This window comes from Hungatella sp. (assembly GCF_046966825.1).
Map to the genome: position 1 here is coordinate 1 of NZ_JBKVCZ010000152.1, position 15,138 is coordinate 15,138.

The following is a 15,138-nucleotide window of genomic DNA, read 5'->3' on the forward strand; positions in this document are numbered from 1 at the left end:
TACCAGGAAACTGCACGCGCGGTAAATCCAGATTCCCCAGTTTCCGGCTGTGAGCAGTGGCGGAATAATAGCCAGAACCAGCGCCAGACAGACGACCACAGGGGTATACACTCTGGCAAATTTCGTGATGAAGTTCTCGGCCTTTGCCTTTCTGGAGCTGGCATTTTCCACCAGTTCCAGGATCTTTGCCACGGTGGAGTCGTCGAACAGCTTCGTCACCCGAACCTCCAGAACTCCGTTTAGATTGATGGAGCCGCTGATGATCGGATCATGATCCTTTACCTCCACCGGCATGGACTCTCCGGTCAGCGCCTTCGTATCGAGGCTGGAGCTTCCTTTTATAATCACGCCGTCGAGCGGCACCTTTTCCCCTGGCTTAACGACGATCGTATCTCCGATTTCGACTTCATACGGATCGACCTTCTCTTCTTTTCCATCCCGGACCAGGTTGGCATACTCCGGGTTGATATCCATCAGCTCGGTGATGGACTTTCTCGACTTGTTGACAGCATAATCGCTGAATAACTCTCCTACCTGATAAAACAGCATGACCGCAACCGCTTCTTCCAGGGCTCCGCATCCGATCGCTCCGAAGGTTGCCACTGTCATCAGGAAATTCTCATCAAATACCTGGCCATGGGAAATGTTGCGCACCGCCTTGAGCGGAATGTCATATCCGGCCGACAGATAGGAAATCACAAATGGAATCCAGGCATAAGCCGTCTTCCCTTCCATCAGGGCTCCCGCGATCAGAAATACCGCGCTGACCGCCAGCCTTACTACCATCGTTTTCTGTTTTTTCGTCATCACTGCTCCTTAACGTTTACCGGAGTACCTTGAATTCTGCTTCCGGTTCTATCTTATATGCAATTTTTCTGCTTTCTTCCACAATCGCGTCTGCACGGTCGTCCTCGACCTCCATGGTCAGTCTCTGCGTCATAAAGCTGAGTGCCGCAGACTTCACGCCTGCCAGCTTCGAAACCTCAGTCTCGATCTTTGAAGCACAGTTTGCACAGCATAAACCTTCTAATTTAATAATCTTTCTCATACCTTACTCTCTCCTTTTTCTTTTCTCTTATTCGCAGATATGTTCCATGCCCTGGGCCAGAATCGTCTCGATATGGCCGTCTGCAAGGGAATAAAATACGGTTTTTCCGTCCCGCCTGAACTTTACCAGACGCATCTGCTTTAGGACGCGCAGCTGATGGGATATCGCTGACTGCCCCATCTTTAAAAGGCCTGCGATATCACAAACGCACATCTCGGACTGGCTGAGTACATACAGGATCCTGATTCTGGTGGAATCTCCGAATACCCGGAAGAATTCGGCCAGATCCAGAAGCTGCTGGTCAGCCGGCATCACCTGCATGACACGGTTTACAATGTCCTCGTGGACCGATATAAAATCACAGTGAGGTGCCTCGCTGTCCTGCAGATCCATTCTGTTTCCATCCTCCATGATTTACCTCCTTCTTGTTCTTATTTTATTCCATCATATGAATAACTGTTCATATGTTTATATTATCACATTTTATGAATAAGTCAATACCCTTTTTCCGTTGACTTTTGCCGCCTCCGGTGCTAAAATGAAGTTCCTTTCTCCCGCCTTCGTCCCATTCCGGGAATCGGGAAAAGAGAATATTGATACCACGGTAGAGTCCCCGGGAAGCAGGTGTCATTTCCTGCTGCACAGTCATTTCCCGGAGAGGAATGCGGTTTTTGAGGCATTCCACCGCTTGGCAAGATATTAGAACGCACTCACTGTTACGACAGTTCTGCAACCGGCTGTCCTCTGTCAGAAAGTCCACGTTCCATAATATTACTACCAGGAGGAACCATTATGATTCAAGTGGAACATGTGAACAAGACTTTTAAAGTCGCAAGAAGGAGCGCCGGCTTTTCTGAAGCGGTCAGGGCGCTTTTTCACAGAGAAGTGGACTATGTCCATGCGCTGAACGACATCACCTTCACCATCGGAGACGGTGAGATGGTCGGCTACATAGGCCCCAACGGCGCAGGAAAAAGCTCCACCATCAAAATCTTAAGCGGAATTCTGACTCCCGACAGCGGAACCTGCCTCATTGACGGCCGGATACCCTGGAAGGAACGGAGGGAACACGTAAAAGAGATCGGCGTCGTATTCGGCCAGCGCTCACAGCTCTGGTGGGACGTGCCCGTCATCGATTCCTTCGAACTTCTCCGCGACATCTATGAAATTCCCCAGACACATTACGAAGATGCACTCGACGAGCTTGTAGATTTACTGTCCTTGAGTAAAATCATGCGGACGCCTGCCAGACAGCTGTCCCTCGGCCAGCGGATGCGCTGCGAAATCGCCGCCTCCCTGCTGCACCGGCCGAAAATCTTATTTCTGGATGAACCGACCATCGGCCTGGATGCCGTCTCCAAGCTGGCGGTCCGTGACTTTATCCGCAGACAGAACAGAATTCACGGCACCACGGTCCTCCTGACCACCCATGACATGCAGGACATAGAAGCCATGGCAGACCGGGTCATGCTGATCGGAAGAGGCCGTCTGCTTTTAGACGGCACCTTCGAGTCACTGAAAAATCACTGCCGGGAAGAAGGGGAAACTTTGGATGAGATGGTCGCGGATCTGTACCGCGATTATCGGATTTAGGAGGCGGCTTATGAAAAAATACCTCTCATTTTTCCGGATTCGCTTCCTGCACGGGCTGCAGTACCGGACTGCCGCAGTGTCAGGCATAGTCACCCAGTTTGTCTGGGGCGCCATGGAGATTTTACTGTTCCGGGCCTTCTACCAGGCGAATCCTACGTCATTTCCCATGACCTTTCAGGCGCTGTCGACCTACGTCTGGCTTCAGCAGGCGTTTCTGGCCCTCTACATGGCCTGGTTCTGGGAGATGGAGCTGTTTGATTCCATCACCACGGGCAATGTAGCCTACGAGCTCTGCCGTCCCGTGCGCCTCTATAATATGTGGTATGTCCGGAGTCTGGCCGTCCGTCTGTCAAAGGCGGTGCTGCGCTGTATGCCGATTCTCATCACAGCCCTTCTCCTTCCGAAGCCCTACGGCCTCACACTGCCCTCCCACACGGGAACCTGGTTTTTTACCGTACTTTCCATGGTTCTGGCGCTGTTCATCGTCACTGCGCTTAACATGGTGGTCTATATGTCTGTTTTTATACCATTTCTCTCAGGGAATCCGGCTGATCGTCTCGTCGCTCTTCGATTTTTTCAGCGGCGCTGTCATCCCTGCCCTTTTTGCCGGGAAATATAGGAGCTGTCGTCAGCCCGCCGCCTTTGCCTCCACAGAATGTGCCGTTCCGCATCTTCGGCGGTGATTTGAGCGGCCGTGAGATGTACTTAAGCCTTTCGCTGCAGGTCTTCTGGCTGCTTGTGATGCTGGCCGCCGGCCGGACCATGGAACGCCGTGCATTGAAACACGTTGTCATACAGGGCGGTTGAGAAAAAGGAGGAATCTTTTATGAAAGCAGTACGGCTTTATTTTCGTTTTTTTGAAATGCAGTTGAAAAGCATGATGCAGCACAAGGCTTCGTTCTTTTTCACCATGCTGGGACAGTTTCTCGTCTCTTTTAACGTATTTCTGGGCGTCTACTTCATGATGACGCGTTTTCATGAGGTTTCCGGCTTCAACTATCCGGAGGTTCTCTTGTGTTTTTCCATCACGCTGATGGCGTACACACTGGCGGAGACATTTTTCCGCAGCTTCGATACCTTCAACCTGATGATTGGAAACGGTGAATTCGACCGGATCCTGCTGCGGCCGGGCAGCTGTGTCTTCCTGGTACTGTGCAGCAAGATCGAGCTTACAAGGATCGGACGGCTTCTCCAGGCTGTCGTCATGCTGGCTTACGGAGTGGCGAAAAGCAGCATTCTATGGACACCGATGCGGGTGCTCACGCTGGTTCTCATGATCGGAGGCGGGACCCTCGTGTTTGCCGCTGTCTATATCATCTTCGCCTCCATCTGTTTCTTCACCCTGGAGGGGCTGGAGTTCATGAACGTGTTCACGGACGGCGCGCGGGAGTACGGTAAATATCCGGTCGCCATTTACGGAAAGACGGTGCTCACGATCTGCACCTTCCTGGTGCCGTTTTCCCTGTTCCAGTACTATCCCTTCCTCTATCTGACCGGCAAAACGGCCAGGGACTGGTACGCCCTTCTTCCGCTGCCCGCCTGCCTCTTCTTAATTCCGGCGGCCTGCCTGTGGCGTTTCGGATTGTCCCATTACCAGTCCACGGGCTCATGAGAAAGCCCCTCTGAAGCAGCCTGTTACACAAAAAAAGGCAGAGAAAGTAAACGGTTCTACCTTTTACTTTCTCTGCCTTTTGGCAGTCGAAACTCTATGGCTTATTCGGCCTGATTTTGCTTTTTCTTCACGCAGCGATAGGAACGATAGCTGCTATCTGATCAATTATATTATCACAGTTATCTGTATGGAAGATAACTTCTACTGTTCTCGATTTAGCAAGGGACAGCACTCCAACAATCGACTTCGCATCTACTATACGGCTTCCCAGTTTTACGTCCGCATCAAAATCACATTTGCTCATAATTTTTACAAATGAAAAGATCTGTTCTGCCTGGTCAAACGTTACGAAAATATGCTTCATTTTTATCACCCCTTTGTTTTCTGACAGTTTATATCATAACACGACAGGAATCGACATTTCTACGGTAATATTTTTCTAAATACTGGAAAATATTTCGTTTTTGCCATTTATCCGCGTTTCACAGGCCGCTGCCGCCCTCATCCGGTGATGTGGGATCGCCCGCCGTCACCTCCAGACCGCCGCCGGCGCCCTCGTGAATCGGATACTCCCTGCCGTCTTCCGTTTTGAATACCGCTCCTTCTCTCACTGTAAGCTCCTGATTAACCAGTGCCATGGACACCTGGGCAGACAGCTTTCCTAAAGCAGCCGGATTCCAGAGATTTAACTCCGGGCACACACAGGCGTCATCAGAAACAGCGTCTTCCTCAGACATGGGTGGAATCCCAAGACCTGTCACCCTGATCTGTCCCTCAAGTCCCTGCTCTTTTACGACATCCGCAGCGGCCTTAATCCCTACCGTGGTGGGCGCACAGATCACCTTAAGAGCCGGGTACTTCTCAATCAGCTCTCTCGTCCTGGCTTCGGATGCCTTATAATCATCCTCCCCATATACAATATCCACGAGACGCATATTCTGATACTCCGGCTGTTCCAGTTCTTCCATCATGGCACGAATCCACTGGCTCTGATTGGCGGAACGGGCCTGGGCCGAAAGGATTGCCCACTGGCCCTCCCCAGCCATACAGTCCCTGACCGCGTGCACCAGACTGGCGCCTGTCTCCTTCGGATCGGCCGGGCTCACATAAATGCTGCGGCTGTCCTTTTCCGTGTCAGAATCTAAAGTAGTGACCACGATTCCTTTTGCCATCGCCTCCTTTAATACGGGAGCGAGCGCATGTTCGTCACTGACCGCGATGGCGATGGCTTTCACCCTCTCCCGCATCATACGGCGCACAAGAATCACCTGTTCCTGGGCCCTCGCCGATTCCGGATACAGCACCTCGCAGCGATATCCCGCTTCCTCTGTCACCTGGCGGAACGATTCCGCCACTTCTTCATTATACTGGTTATCTTTCGATTTCATGATTACTGCATATTCCGGATTCTCCGCCACCATCCCCGCAGCACTGCACGCCGCAAGGCTTAAAAGGGTCAGAAGTCCTATTATCAGCCAGAACCGTTTCACCGTCTTCCCTCCGCTGTCTCCTCTTTCGTTTCCAATATATTCCAGTATACTACCCATGGGGTAATTTGTCTATTTTCGTTGCATATTTCCTATTTCCTGTTACAATATTTATATACCATGTTTACAAAACATGAAACCGGGAACGTTCCGGCGTTCCCGCATTTTTGGAAGGAGAAAGATACGATGAAACTGCTGATTGTAGACGACGAAAAACTGACCCGCGAAGGAATCCGTGACAGCATCGCCAGGCTTTCTCTGCCTTTTGACTCCATACTTCTCGCCGACGACGGGGTACACGGCCTGGAGACTGCGGTCTCCGAACAGCCGGACATTGTCTTAACCGATGTTAGGATGCCCCGGATGACAGGTGTTGAGATGGCAGAAGCCATACTGGAAAAGAATCCTGACACCGCTATTATTTTCATGAGCGCCTATTCTGATAAAGAGTATTTAAAGGCAGCCATCAAACTGAAGGCTGTCCGTTACGTAGAGAAACCACTGAGCCTCTCCGAGCTCGACGACGCCCTGGCCGAGGCCCTGTTAAACTGCCAGGTGCGCAGCCACACGCGGAGCGCCGTCATGATACAGGAAAAGGAGCAGAAAGGCCATCTGGCCCACCTTCTGTCGCTTCCGGGCTGCGAAGCGGCGGCGCTGGAGCTGAGCGGCCAGTTGGAGCTTACCATCGGTCCCGCCACCTCGTTTTTCACAATCATCGTGGACAGCATGACGCCGCTCTCCGAGCTTCCAGAGATCCCGATGGATGAGGCGCGGGAGAATTTCCTGATTCTGTTAAAGGAGCTGGGATTAAAGCAGGTCTATGCCTTCCGCTCCGACCGCTATGTGATCGTACATATATATTCTGAGAAAAAGCCGGATAAAGAGGCCGTTAAACGATGCGCCCTGTTCTTACAGGAGAGCTTCGACAAATACTGCTGCTTTTTCCTCGCGGTAGGCCCCATCGTCACGGGCGCCGCCTCCGTCCATCTCTCTTATGAGAAGGCGAAGCATCTCCTGGAAAACAGCTTTTTTCACGAGTTCAATTCCATTTTGACCGATTACGATAAACCGGCCGCCCTCTGCCCGCCCGCCGATGTACTGATGGACTTTGGCCTGGCCCTCTCGGAAAAACAGAAGGAGAAGGCGCTGGAGCTCGTGAGACAGCTCCATGACTCCATCTTGAACGGCCAGCCGCTACTGCCCAGCCAGGTGAAGGATATCTATTACAAATACCTTGTCAAGCTGGACGAAAACGGCATTATGAACTACGTTTCCCTGTGGAGCAGCGAGGGAGTAAATCCTCAGTCCATCTGGGACAGCGTACTCCGCTGCCGCACATTTTCCGAGCTGCACAGCCTTCTGGTCGAGAAAATAGAACAGTATTTTGACCATTTAAGCCGGGACACGGGGGAGAATCCCCTGGTCTTTCAGGTCAAGGAATACCTTCACCAGAACTATGCGATCTCCTCGCTCTCCGTGCTGGATGTCAGCGAATACGTGAACCGGTCTTCCAGCTATATCTGCACGCTGTTTAAAAATGAGACGGGTCAGACACTGAACCAGTATCTGACCAATTACCGGATCAAGAAGTCCAAGCAGTTTTTGGGCGATCCCCGTTATAAGATCGCCGATATTTCCTCCAAGGTAGGCTACAGCGACGGCAACTATTACAGCAAGACCTTTCGGAAGCTGGTGGGCCTGTCCCCTTCTGAATACAGGGAGAAAATACTTTCATGAGAAACTTCTTCAAACGAATGATGCGTCACTATACGTATGACCTGAAATTAAAGAATAAGCTTGTTATCTCCCACGCTCTTTTAATTCTGCTGCCCACAGCGGTCTTATCAGGCTTTATTTTCGTAAAGCTTTACGGCATCGTCATGGACGACTCCATCCGCTCGGAGCAGGCCTTATCTGCACAGACGGCGGCCTCGATCGAGAATCTGGTATCACACGTGACCTACGTATCCGACGCACTCAAGGAGTCTTCCTCTATCCACCGCCTCTTCTATCTCTCAGAGAGCGATGCAGCGGCGTTTGAGCCGGAGCAGAACCGGATAGACAGCCTGTTTCATTTGACGGACAGCCTGACCGACAACACCATGATCACGGGAATCCGCATCTACTACGATGATTCCGTTTACCCTGATCTGATGAAATACAATACCGAGGAAAACCGGCTGTTTGCTCCGGTCTCCTCTGTCAGCAGCAGCTACTGGTACGGAATCTTCAGCACCATGCATGATAGGGAGCTGCTCTGCCCGGAGCTCTACTTAAGTCCGTCCGAAGCGGGGGAATTCGGCCGCCTGGCCTATATTTCCAAGATCACCTATCTGCCGCCTGTCGGTTCCGATCAGGAGCTTGTGCAGGCCTCCGCCTATCTGGCAGTGTATTTTAACGGTGAGCCCTTCGATTCCGCGCTGATGAACAACGCCTCGGTCAAGGGGGAGGCAGCCTACATCATCAACAGCCGTGACGTGATGGTATCCGCCTCCGACATGGCCCTTGCGGGGATCTACTACATTCCCGCGGACGAATTCTTTTCCAAGATCGGCCCGGAAAAGACATTTTCCCTGGTGGCGTATCCGGATGGCGACGCATATACGGCCTACTTCCCGATCAGAAACACGGACTGGTACATGGTCTCCCTGCTGCCCTCCAGCCACATCACCGACGCGGGGAGGAAGCTGATGGTTCAGCTGATTATGGCCTACCTCCTCTTCACCGCCGCCGCCCTCTTCATCGCCCTGAAGCTTTCCGTCTCCATTGCGGACCGTATCATTGCGGTGGCCTATCAGATGGAATCCGTCCGTACAGGCCGCCCCAGGCCAATGGAGGCCGAGGAGACCGGCTGTGACGAGATCGGCGTCCTCACCGACACGTACAACTATATGACGGAAGAGATCAACGATCTGATGAACAGCCAGGAGAAGGCCTCCGAAGACTTAAGGCTGGCGGAATTCCGGGCCTTACAGGCGCAGATTAATCCGCATTTTCTCTATAATACACTGGATATGATTAACTGGCTGTCCAGAACCGGACGAAAAGAAGACGTTACGAAGGCGGTCCAGACGCTCTCCCGTTTCTATAAGCTGACGCTCAGCAAGCGGGGGCTTATGAACACCATCGAGGAAGAGTTAGAACACACCGAGCTATACGTGGAGCTCCAGAACATGCGTTACGATGACTGCGTCAGCTTCGTCGTGGACGTGCCGGATGAACTGTCCGAATATACTATTCCAAAGCTGACCTTCCAGCCCATTGTGGAAAATGCATGGCTCCACGGAATCATGGACAAGGAAGAAAAAAGCGGCAACATCCTTCTGACGGGCTGGCGGCAGGGCGGGGACATTGTCTTCCTCATCTCCGACGACGGCATCGGGATTCCTCCCGAAAAGCTGGAATCCATTCTGGCAGAAGGAAAAGGAGATTCCATGGCAAATGGAACCTCCGATTCTGTACACATCGGTGTCTATAACACCAACCTCCGTCTGAAGCGTCTCTATGGAGATTCCTACGGCCTTACCTTCCAGAGTTCTCCCGGAACGGGAACGGAGGTGACCATAAAGATTCCCGCGAAACGCCGGGAAGACAGCCCTGTTTAAACCAACAGAACCTTAGTGATGACAGCTTCCGCCGCCATGACTGCAGTCATGGTCTTCGCCTTCATGGTGGTGGCTGCACATGGTATCAGGATTGTAGGAGAGCGTTCCCTTTAAGAGCGCCTCCACAGCCTGGTCCGCATCTCCGCTCACGCCCGGATACAGTTGGATTCCGGCCTCGCTCAGCGCATTTCTCGCTCCTCCGCCGATACCTCCGCAGATCAGAGTCTCCACTCCCATTCCTTTTAAGAATCCAGCCAGCGCACCGTGGCCGTTTCCATCGGTTCCCACGACCTCTGAAGATACAACAGTTCCTTCTTCTACCTGATAAATCTTAAACTGTTCGCTGTGTCCAAAATGCTGAAACACACCGCCGTTCTCATACGTTACCGCAATTTTCATGATTCCATCCTCCATTATGATATTCTTGTCCGTCACACCTGCGTCCGGGGCAGAGACGCTTTCTGCAGTCCTTTTTACAGCAGCCGCCCGCCCTGGGGCATACCTCATAGTTCCCTCCGCAGATGGAAAGAGCGCTTCCCTCCACCAGCATGGCCGCTATCTTCATCCTCGCGGACTGGTATACGGCCTGAACCGTCGTCCTGGCCACACCCATCTGATCTGCGCATTCCTCCTGAGTACAGCCCAGATAGTCGATGAGACGGATCGTCTCATACTCTTCCAGCGTCAGGGAAATCATCTGGTCCGTCTCCGGGCCTGTCCCTGCTTCCAGCGGTCCAAACCGCATTCTTCCCGGTATTCCGCATATCCGTCTCGCCTTAACGGGCCGTGCCATATCGTTTCCTCCCTTGTGCAGATGTTATTGACATATGTCATTTATTATAAGGCAATTTTTGACATATGTCAATTATAATTATTTTTCTTTCACATATACCCAAAACGGGCGGAGGCCGCACCTGAAATCCGTGCTGCCTCCGCCCGTTTGTCTCACTGCCGACGCAGATCCTTGCCCCAGTCTCATCGGATCGATCCGATAATTCCGTCCGCCATATCTTTCCGGTATGGATCGTAGACGATCTCGATCATCATAATGGACTCTCCCGACCACCGGAAATACAGATCCTGGTTGAGAAGTCCCGTATAGATTACCGGCAGCTTCGCGTATTCCCGGCCGCCAAGGGTGACCATCTCCACCGCTCCGATCTGCATGTACTCGTCGTATCCGCCGAGTCCCTGCCCCATCACCGCGGCCAGCTGTCCGGCATCCATTCCCTTAAACTCCTCGTCCATCTGGTCATACGTCACCACCACCATGGACACCGTCATATCCGGCGCCGCCACCGACAGATCCAGGGTCATGGTATCATCCACGTATAAATCCATATACGATTCCAGCGGCACGAAGCCTTCCGGAACCGTCACCTGATAGCCCAGCCGGGGACTGGTAAACGTCATTCCGTTCCAGCTCCCCGCCGCCGGTGTGACGCCGGGTCCTTCCACCATGGCGCCGTTATCGTCAAAGGTATACTCCGTCCCGTCGATCACACGGGTTGTCCCACAGACCATCGCTCCGGAATCCTCCAGATAATACCAGATCCCCTGAAGCTCTATCCAGCCGGTTTTCATAAATCCATCGGCTCCTATGTAATACCATCTGCCCTGATCCGTAATCCAGCCTTCCGGGGCAAATGTTCCGTCATCCTCCTGGTACTGCCAGCCGCTCTCCTTCGTACCGGGGCCCGGCTGTTCTGCGGCCTGATACTGCCATGTCCCTGCCCAGGCCTGTCCCGTACCCAATGTGCCAAACAAAAGCACAGCGGCTGCGGCAATCCATTTTCGCATCACTGCTTTGTTCCTCCTGTCCGGACGTGCTCCTGGTACAGCGCTGCATAAATTTCTGAGTAACGCAATGCAGTACTAGGCTTTCTGCTTTCTAAATACCGGTCTCCGGTTGATGATCTTGTCGATGACCAGGAAATAGATAGTCACCGATACGGCTGCGCTGACAAAATCGGAAATAGGTTCCGTGTAAAATATGTACTTGATTCCCATGGTTGCAGGAATCAGAAACGCGCCGCCGAGGAAGATTATCTTCCGGAACATGGACAGTGTAATCGCCACCCGTGCGATCCCCATACCGGTAAACCCGTCCACTACAGTATATTGCGCAGCCAGAGGAATTATGCCTAACGTGTAGATTTTAATGGCCCAGACAGTCAATTCCACATACGTCTCATTCTGTGTGAAAATCCGGACGAAAAACTGGGGAATGGTGTGGGCGATCAGGAACATGACCGTGGTAAACACAAGCCCCAGCACCGCGATATGAACCTCCGCTTTCTTGATTCGTTCCGGCCTTCTCGCGCCGTAATTATAGCCCAGGATCGTCTGGGTCCCGCTGGTAATCCCGCCAAGCGGCATGGTAACCATCAGCATGAAGCTCTGAACGATCGTCATACAGGTCAGCAGCATATCTCCCTGCTCCGCTCCGCCGTACTTCTGAATCACAGTATTCAATGCGATGATCAGAATATTGTCAAACGCGATGATCAGAAACGGACTTAAGCCGATTAAAAGGACTCTCTTCATGATCTGCCAGTCGTATTCCCCGAAGGTGATCCGCACCGGCGCCCGCTCGCTGAAAAGAAACTTAAGCACGTAGGCGCAGGATGCCATCTGAGACAGCACCGTAGCCACGGCCGCGCCGCGCACTCCCATGTGAAACACAAAGATAAACACGGGGTCCAGTATAATATTGCACACCGCGCCGATTAAGACCGACTTCATGCCCACCTTGGCGTAGCCCTGGCAGATGATAAACTGGTTCATCCCCGTCGCCAGGAGCGCAAATACCGTCCCCAGCAGATAAATCGTTATGTATGCGTTTGCATAAGGGAACGTGGCCTCGCTGGCTCCGAACCACATGAGCAGATGGTTCTTCATCAGCAGGGCGATCACTGTAATCGCCGCCGACAGCACGGTCAGAAGCAGAAAACAGTTTGCCAGAATCTGTCTGGCCGCCCGCTCATTCTTCTCCCCCAGCCGTATACTCATGAGGGGGGAGCCGCCGACACCCACTAAAAAAGCAACAGAAGAAATAAGGGTCACAATCGGGCCGCAGATTCCTACTCCTGCCAATGCGATTTCGCCTGTTCCGGCGATATTACCGATATACATTCTATCCACAATACTGTAAAACACACTCACAAACTGGGCCAGCATGGAGGGAAACGCAAGCCTCCATACCAGTCCTCTCATATCATCTGAATCTAAATTATTCTCTGCCTTCACCTTCTGTTATCCATCCTGTATCCCAATTTTCTTTCGCTTATTCTGCCATCGCTCCGTCAGGGCCAAAGGTATAAGATGCCCCGTCGATGGTCATAGTCGTGTCGTGAATCATGGCGCCATTGGAATCTAAGTAGTACCACTTACCGTCTACTGAGACCCAGCCGGTCTGTTTCACGTAATTCTTCGTATAATACCAGTTTCCGTCCACATGCTTCCAGCCTTCCGCCGGAATCAGTGTTCCGTAATCCACAAAAGAGAATTCGATGGTCACGTCACCGGTGATTCCATCTACCCTTCCCTTATCCGTGCACTGCCATATGGTTCTGTTCTGGCAGTTGTTGATGGTTCCGTACCTCGCATACCAGATATCGTACGGAATCTGGCTGATATCCATGTGATTGGTCAGCCACTCGTTGTTCGCATAGACGACTGGCCGGTATCCCGCGTCGGATATTACTTTGCAGAATGCGTTAATATTGTCGGTAATCTGCTGCTTCGTCAAACCGTTGTCCAGAAGGTGCTGCGATTCCACATCGTACGCGATCGGATACGACACCGGATAGTCCCGCACCATCTTTAGCACGTAATTCGCCTCGTCTATGGCGCTCTGGGTGTCGAGTGCCTGTGTGTAGAAAAATACACCGGTCTTAATCCCGTTTTCCGACGCGCCCTGCATGTTCATGGAATAGTAGGGATCCATGTCCTTGTAGTATCCGATTCTGATCATGGCGAAATTCACGCCGTCAGCCGCGACCTTTGCCCAGTCGATGCCTCCCTTGTCCGCATTCGCCCGGTTCTGATACTTCGTCACGGTAATGCCTTTCTCCAGCGCTCCCGCTATGGGCGCCCCCGACGCGTCCACATACTGACCGTTTTCCTTATCCCACGGCTCTGCTGCTGCCGCCGTAAACGGCACAGCAGCCATCATCATGACGGCCATCAGTCCCGCCGCCAGACGGATTCCTTTTTTCTCGTTCCTGATTTTACTCATTCCTTCCTCCAATTCGTTACTCGCTTTCCGTCAGTCCGATTCCCTGCGGAACACATTAATATCGTGAAGCAGCGTCTTCACACTGTAGATCAGGGAATCAAAGGCCCCGAACTCATACAGATTCAGAAACAGCATGCCGATGGGCACCGCCAGGATCATACCTGCGACTCCGCTGATCTTAAAGCCCAGATACAGAAACAACAGCGTTGCAAGAGGATCCAGCCCCATGGTATCGCCCACGATCTTCGGTTCTATAACACGCCTCAGTACCTGTGTGAGCACATAGAGCGCAAACATCCCCACTGCAAAGGCAGTATCTCCTGAAAAGAGCCTGATCACTGCCCAGGGAATCAGGATCGTCCCGGTTCCCAGCACCGGAAGGAAGTCCAGAAAGGCCACAATAACGGCGATCAGAAGAGCGTAATCGACTCTCAGGACCAGAAGGCCGACAGCAAGCACCACTGCGATCACAAACATGATCTTGAACTGTGCGAGAAAATAGCCTCCCACCAGATGCTTTATATCTTTTTTCAAATACTTATAATACTTCGATCCGCCTTCCGGCATGTATTTCTTAAAGAATTCCAGTATCTTATCGCGGTCCACGATAAATAAGTAGGACGAAAAGATCGTGACAATCGTATATACCAGTGCCGCGGGAATACTCTTAACCACGTTGCCGGCAACAGTCACGGTAGGGCTTGCAATCTTCTGCACTGCCAGATTCAAATACTCCCCGATATGTCCGAAGAACTGGTTTACGGAGTCTGAAACGCTCTGGGGCAGGAACTGCAGGAGCCGTTCCACTTGAATCAACATCTTCTGGACTTCCACGGAAGCCGATTCATAATACTTCGGGATGTCGCCTACGAAACCGACTGCTTCCGATACCAGCTTCGTAATTACAAAGTAAAGAAGCGTGATAATAAGCGCCAGAACCGCCACCACAATCAGCATGGAGCTGTGCTTTCTCACGATCTTCACCCGTTTTTCCAGAAACTTCACCAGCGGATTGGCTATCATCGCAATAATCCAGCCGATGACAAACGGCAGAAAAAACTTTAAAAAACGCGGTCCTATAAAACAGACCAGCCAGATAACAAGCAGGGGTATGACAATATTGAGAATTAACCTGCAGTACTTCTTCCAATTATTCATAATCATCACCTGTCCTCATTATACTCCCCGGCCGGAACCATTACAAATGAAGAAAATCTAAAGATATTCTTTCAAAAAGCGGTACAGGGCATCCATCTCCTCATCGGTTCCGATGGTAATGCGCAGATAGTTGTCAATCCGCGGCTGATTAAAGTACCGCACAAAGATGCTGTTCTGCCGGAGTGCCTCATAGATGTCCTTCGCCCTGGCGGTCTCATGGGAAGCAAAGATAAAGTTCGCCATGGATTCAGGGAAGGTAAAGCCAAGCTCGTGAAGCCTTAGCTTCGCCTGTTCTCTCGTACGGATAATCTTCTCCACCGTATCCTGGAAATACGCCCGGTCCTCCACGGCCTTCGCCCCCAGAATCTGGGACGGCATATTCATGGTATAGGAGT

At 51.9% G+C, this 15,138-nt stretch carries 18 protein-coding genes; 6 read left to right on the forward strand and 12 right to left on the reverse strand.

What is annotated here, in order from left to right:
• The 3 genes from ACLTD4_RS28775 to ACLTD4_RS28785 all read right to left on the reverse strand — a co-directional run.
• A partial coding sequence (locus ACLTD4_RS28775) for an HAD-IC family P-type ATPase (protein ID WP_412331762.1) occupies positions 1 to 807 on the reverse strand: 807 nt, incomplete at its 3' end.
• A gap of 16 nt (positions 808 to 823) precedes the next feature.
• Positions 824 to 1,048: a cation transporter gene (locus ACLTD4_RS28780; RefSeq protein ID WP_002603175.1), complete on the reverse strand. Its 225-nt coding sequence runs from the start codon at positions 1,046 to 1,048 to the stop codon at positions 824 to 826.
• A gap of 27 nt (positions 1,049 to 1,075) precedes the next feature.
• A complete protein-coding gene (locus ACLTD4_RS28785) occupies positions 1,076 to 1,441 on the reverse strand; it encodes an ArsR/SmtB family transcription factor (protein ID WP_025531196.1) in 366 nt (121 codons plus the stop codon).
• A gap of 399 nt (positions 1,442 to 1,840) precedes the next feature.
• Between ACLTD4_RS28785 and ACLTD4_RS28790 the strand changes: the two genes are divergently transcribed.
• The 4 genes from ACLTD4_RS28790 to ACLTD4_RS28805 are packed head-to-tail and all read left to right on the forward strand — an operon-like array spanning position 1,841 to position 4,253.
• Complete coding sequence (locus ACLTD4_RS28790; RefSeq protein ID WP_117623602.1) at positions 1,841 to 2,641, forward strand: ATP-binding cassette domain-containing protein; 801 nt, start codon at positions 1,841 to 1,843, stop codon at positions 2,639 to 2,641.
• Between the two features lie 10 nt (positions 2,642 to 2,651).
• Positions 2,652 to 3,260 (forward strand): ABC transporter permease, encoded by a 609-nt coding sequence (locus tag ACLTD4_RS28795; RefSeq protein ID WP_412331763.1) that lies wholly within the window; start codon positions 2,652 to 2,654, stop codon positions 3,258 to 3,260.
• A 23-nt stretch (positions 3,261 to 3,283) separates the two neighbouring features.
• Positions 3,284 to 3,448: a hypothetical protein gene (locus tag ACLTD4_RS28800; protein WP_412331764.1), complete on the forward strand. Its 165-nt coding sequence runs from the start codon at positions 3,284 to 3,286 to the stop codon at positions 3,446 to 3,448.
• A gap of 19 nt (positions 3,449 to 3,467) precedes the next feature.
• Positions 3,468 to 4,253 carry an ABC transporter permease gene (locus ACLTD4_RS28805; RefSeq protein WP_055658702.1) on the forward strand — a complete coding sequence of 262 codons (786 nt, stop codon included), beginning with the start codon at positions 3,468 to 3,470 and terminating at the stop codon, positions 4,251 to 4,253.
• Positions 4,254 to 4,380: 127 nt separating this feature from the next.
• Here the strand turns inward: ACLTD4_RS28805 and ACLTD4_RS28810 are convergent, their stop codons facing one another.
• Both ACLTD4_RS28810 and ACLTD4_RS28815 read right to left on the reverse strand, forming a co-directional pair.
• The gene (locus ACLTD4_RS28810) at positions 4,381 to 4,617 is read right to left on the reverse strand and encodes an HPr family phosphocarrier protein (protein WP_002603170.1); all 237 of its coding nucleotides are present in this window, start codon (positions 4,615 to 4,617) and stop codon (positions 4,381 to 4,383) included.
• Positions 4,618 to 4,735: 118 nt separating this feature from the next.
• Positions 4,736 to 5,743, reverse strand: a complete 1,008-nt coding sequence (locus ACLTD4_RS28815; protein WP_243008405.1) for a substrate-binding domain-containing protein — start codon at positions 5,741 to 5,743, stop codon at positions 4,736 to 4,738.
• A 183-nt stretch (positions 5,744 to 5,926) separates the two neighbouring features.
• Here ACLTD4_RS28815 and ACLTD4_RS28820 point away from each other — a divergent pair, with 183 nt between their 5' ends.
• Both ACLTD4_RS28820 and ACLTD4_RS28825 read left to right on the forward strand, forming a co-directional pair.
• A complete protein-coding gene (locus ACLTD4_RS28820) occupies positions 5,927 to 7,477 on the forward strand; it encodes a response regulator (RefSeq protein ID WP_117623600.1) in 1,551 nt (516 codons plus the stop codon).
• A complete protein-coding gene (locus tag ACLTD4_RS28825) occupies positions 7,474 to 9,345 on the forward strand; it encodes a sensor histidine kinase (protein WP_117623599.1) in 1,872 nt (623 codons plus the stop codon). Before ACLTD4_RS28820 ends, ACLTD4_RS28825 begins: the two co-directional genes overlap by 4 nt.
• Before the next feature lie 12 nt (positions 9,346 to 9,357).
• Here the strand turns inward: ACLTD4_RS28825 and ACLTD4_RS28830 are convergent, their stop codons facing one another.
• The 7 genes from ACLTD4_RS28830 to ACLTD4_RS28860 all read right to left on the reverse strand — a co-directional run.
• A complete protein-coding gene (locus ACLTD4_RS28830) occupies positions 9,358 to 9,744 on the reverse strand; it encodes a NifB/NifX family molybdenum-iron cluster-binding protein (RefSeq protein ID WP_117623598.1) in 387 nt (128 codons plus the stop codon).
• The gene (locus ACLTD4_RS28835) at positions 9,722 to 10,138 is read right to left on the reverse strand and encodes a DUF134 domain-containing protein (protein WP_117623597.1); all 417 of its coding nucleotides are present in this window, start codon (positions 10,136 to 10,138) and stop codon (positions 9,722 to 9,724) included. The genes ACLTD4_RS28830 and ACLTD4_RS28835 overlap by 23 nt, the downstream gene beginning before the upstream one ends.
• 182 nt (positions 10,139 to 10,320) lie before the next feature.
• On the reverse strand, positions 10,321 to 11,145 hold the full coding sequence (locus ACLTD4_RS28840; RefSeq protein ID WP_207660925.1) for a hypothetical protein: 825 nt from the start codon (positions 11,143 to 11,145) through the stop codon (positions 10,321 to 10,323).
• 75 nt (positions 11,146 to 11,220) lie between these two features.
• Positions 11,221 to 12,594 (reverse strand): MATE family efflux transporter, encoded by a 1,374-nt coding sequence (locus ACLTD4_RS28845; RefSeq protein ID WP_055658689.1) that lies wholly within the window; start codon positions 12,592 to 12,594, stop codon positions 11,221 to 11,223.
• 37 nt (positions 12,595 to 12,631) lie between these two features.
• Positions 12,632 to 13,585, reverse strand: coding sequence for a glycoside hydrolase family 25 protein (locus ACLTD4_RS28850; RefSeq protein ID WP_055658687.1), 954 nt, complete (start codon positions 13,583 to 13,585; stop codon positions 12,632 to 12,634).
• Between the two features lie 30 nt (positions 13,586 to 13,615).
• Positions 13,616 to 14,749 carry a sporulation integral membrane protein YtvI gene (gene ytvI / locus ACLTD4_RS28855; RefSeq protein WP_172683659.1) on the reverse strand — a complete coding sequence of 378 codons (1,134 nt, stop codon included), beginning with the start codon at positions 14,747 to 14,749 and terminating at the stop codon, positions 13,616 to 13,618.
• 51 nt (positions 14,750 to 14,800) lie between these two features.
• Positions 14,801 to 15,138, reverse strand: a 338-nt coding sequence (locus tag ACLTD4_RS28860) for an aminotransferase class I/II-fold pyridoxal phosphate-dependent enzyme (protein ID WP_412331765.1), incomplete at its 5' end; no start/stop codon positions are given.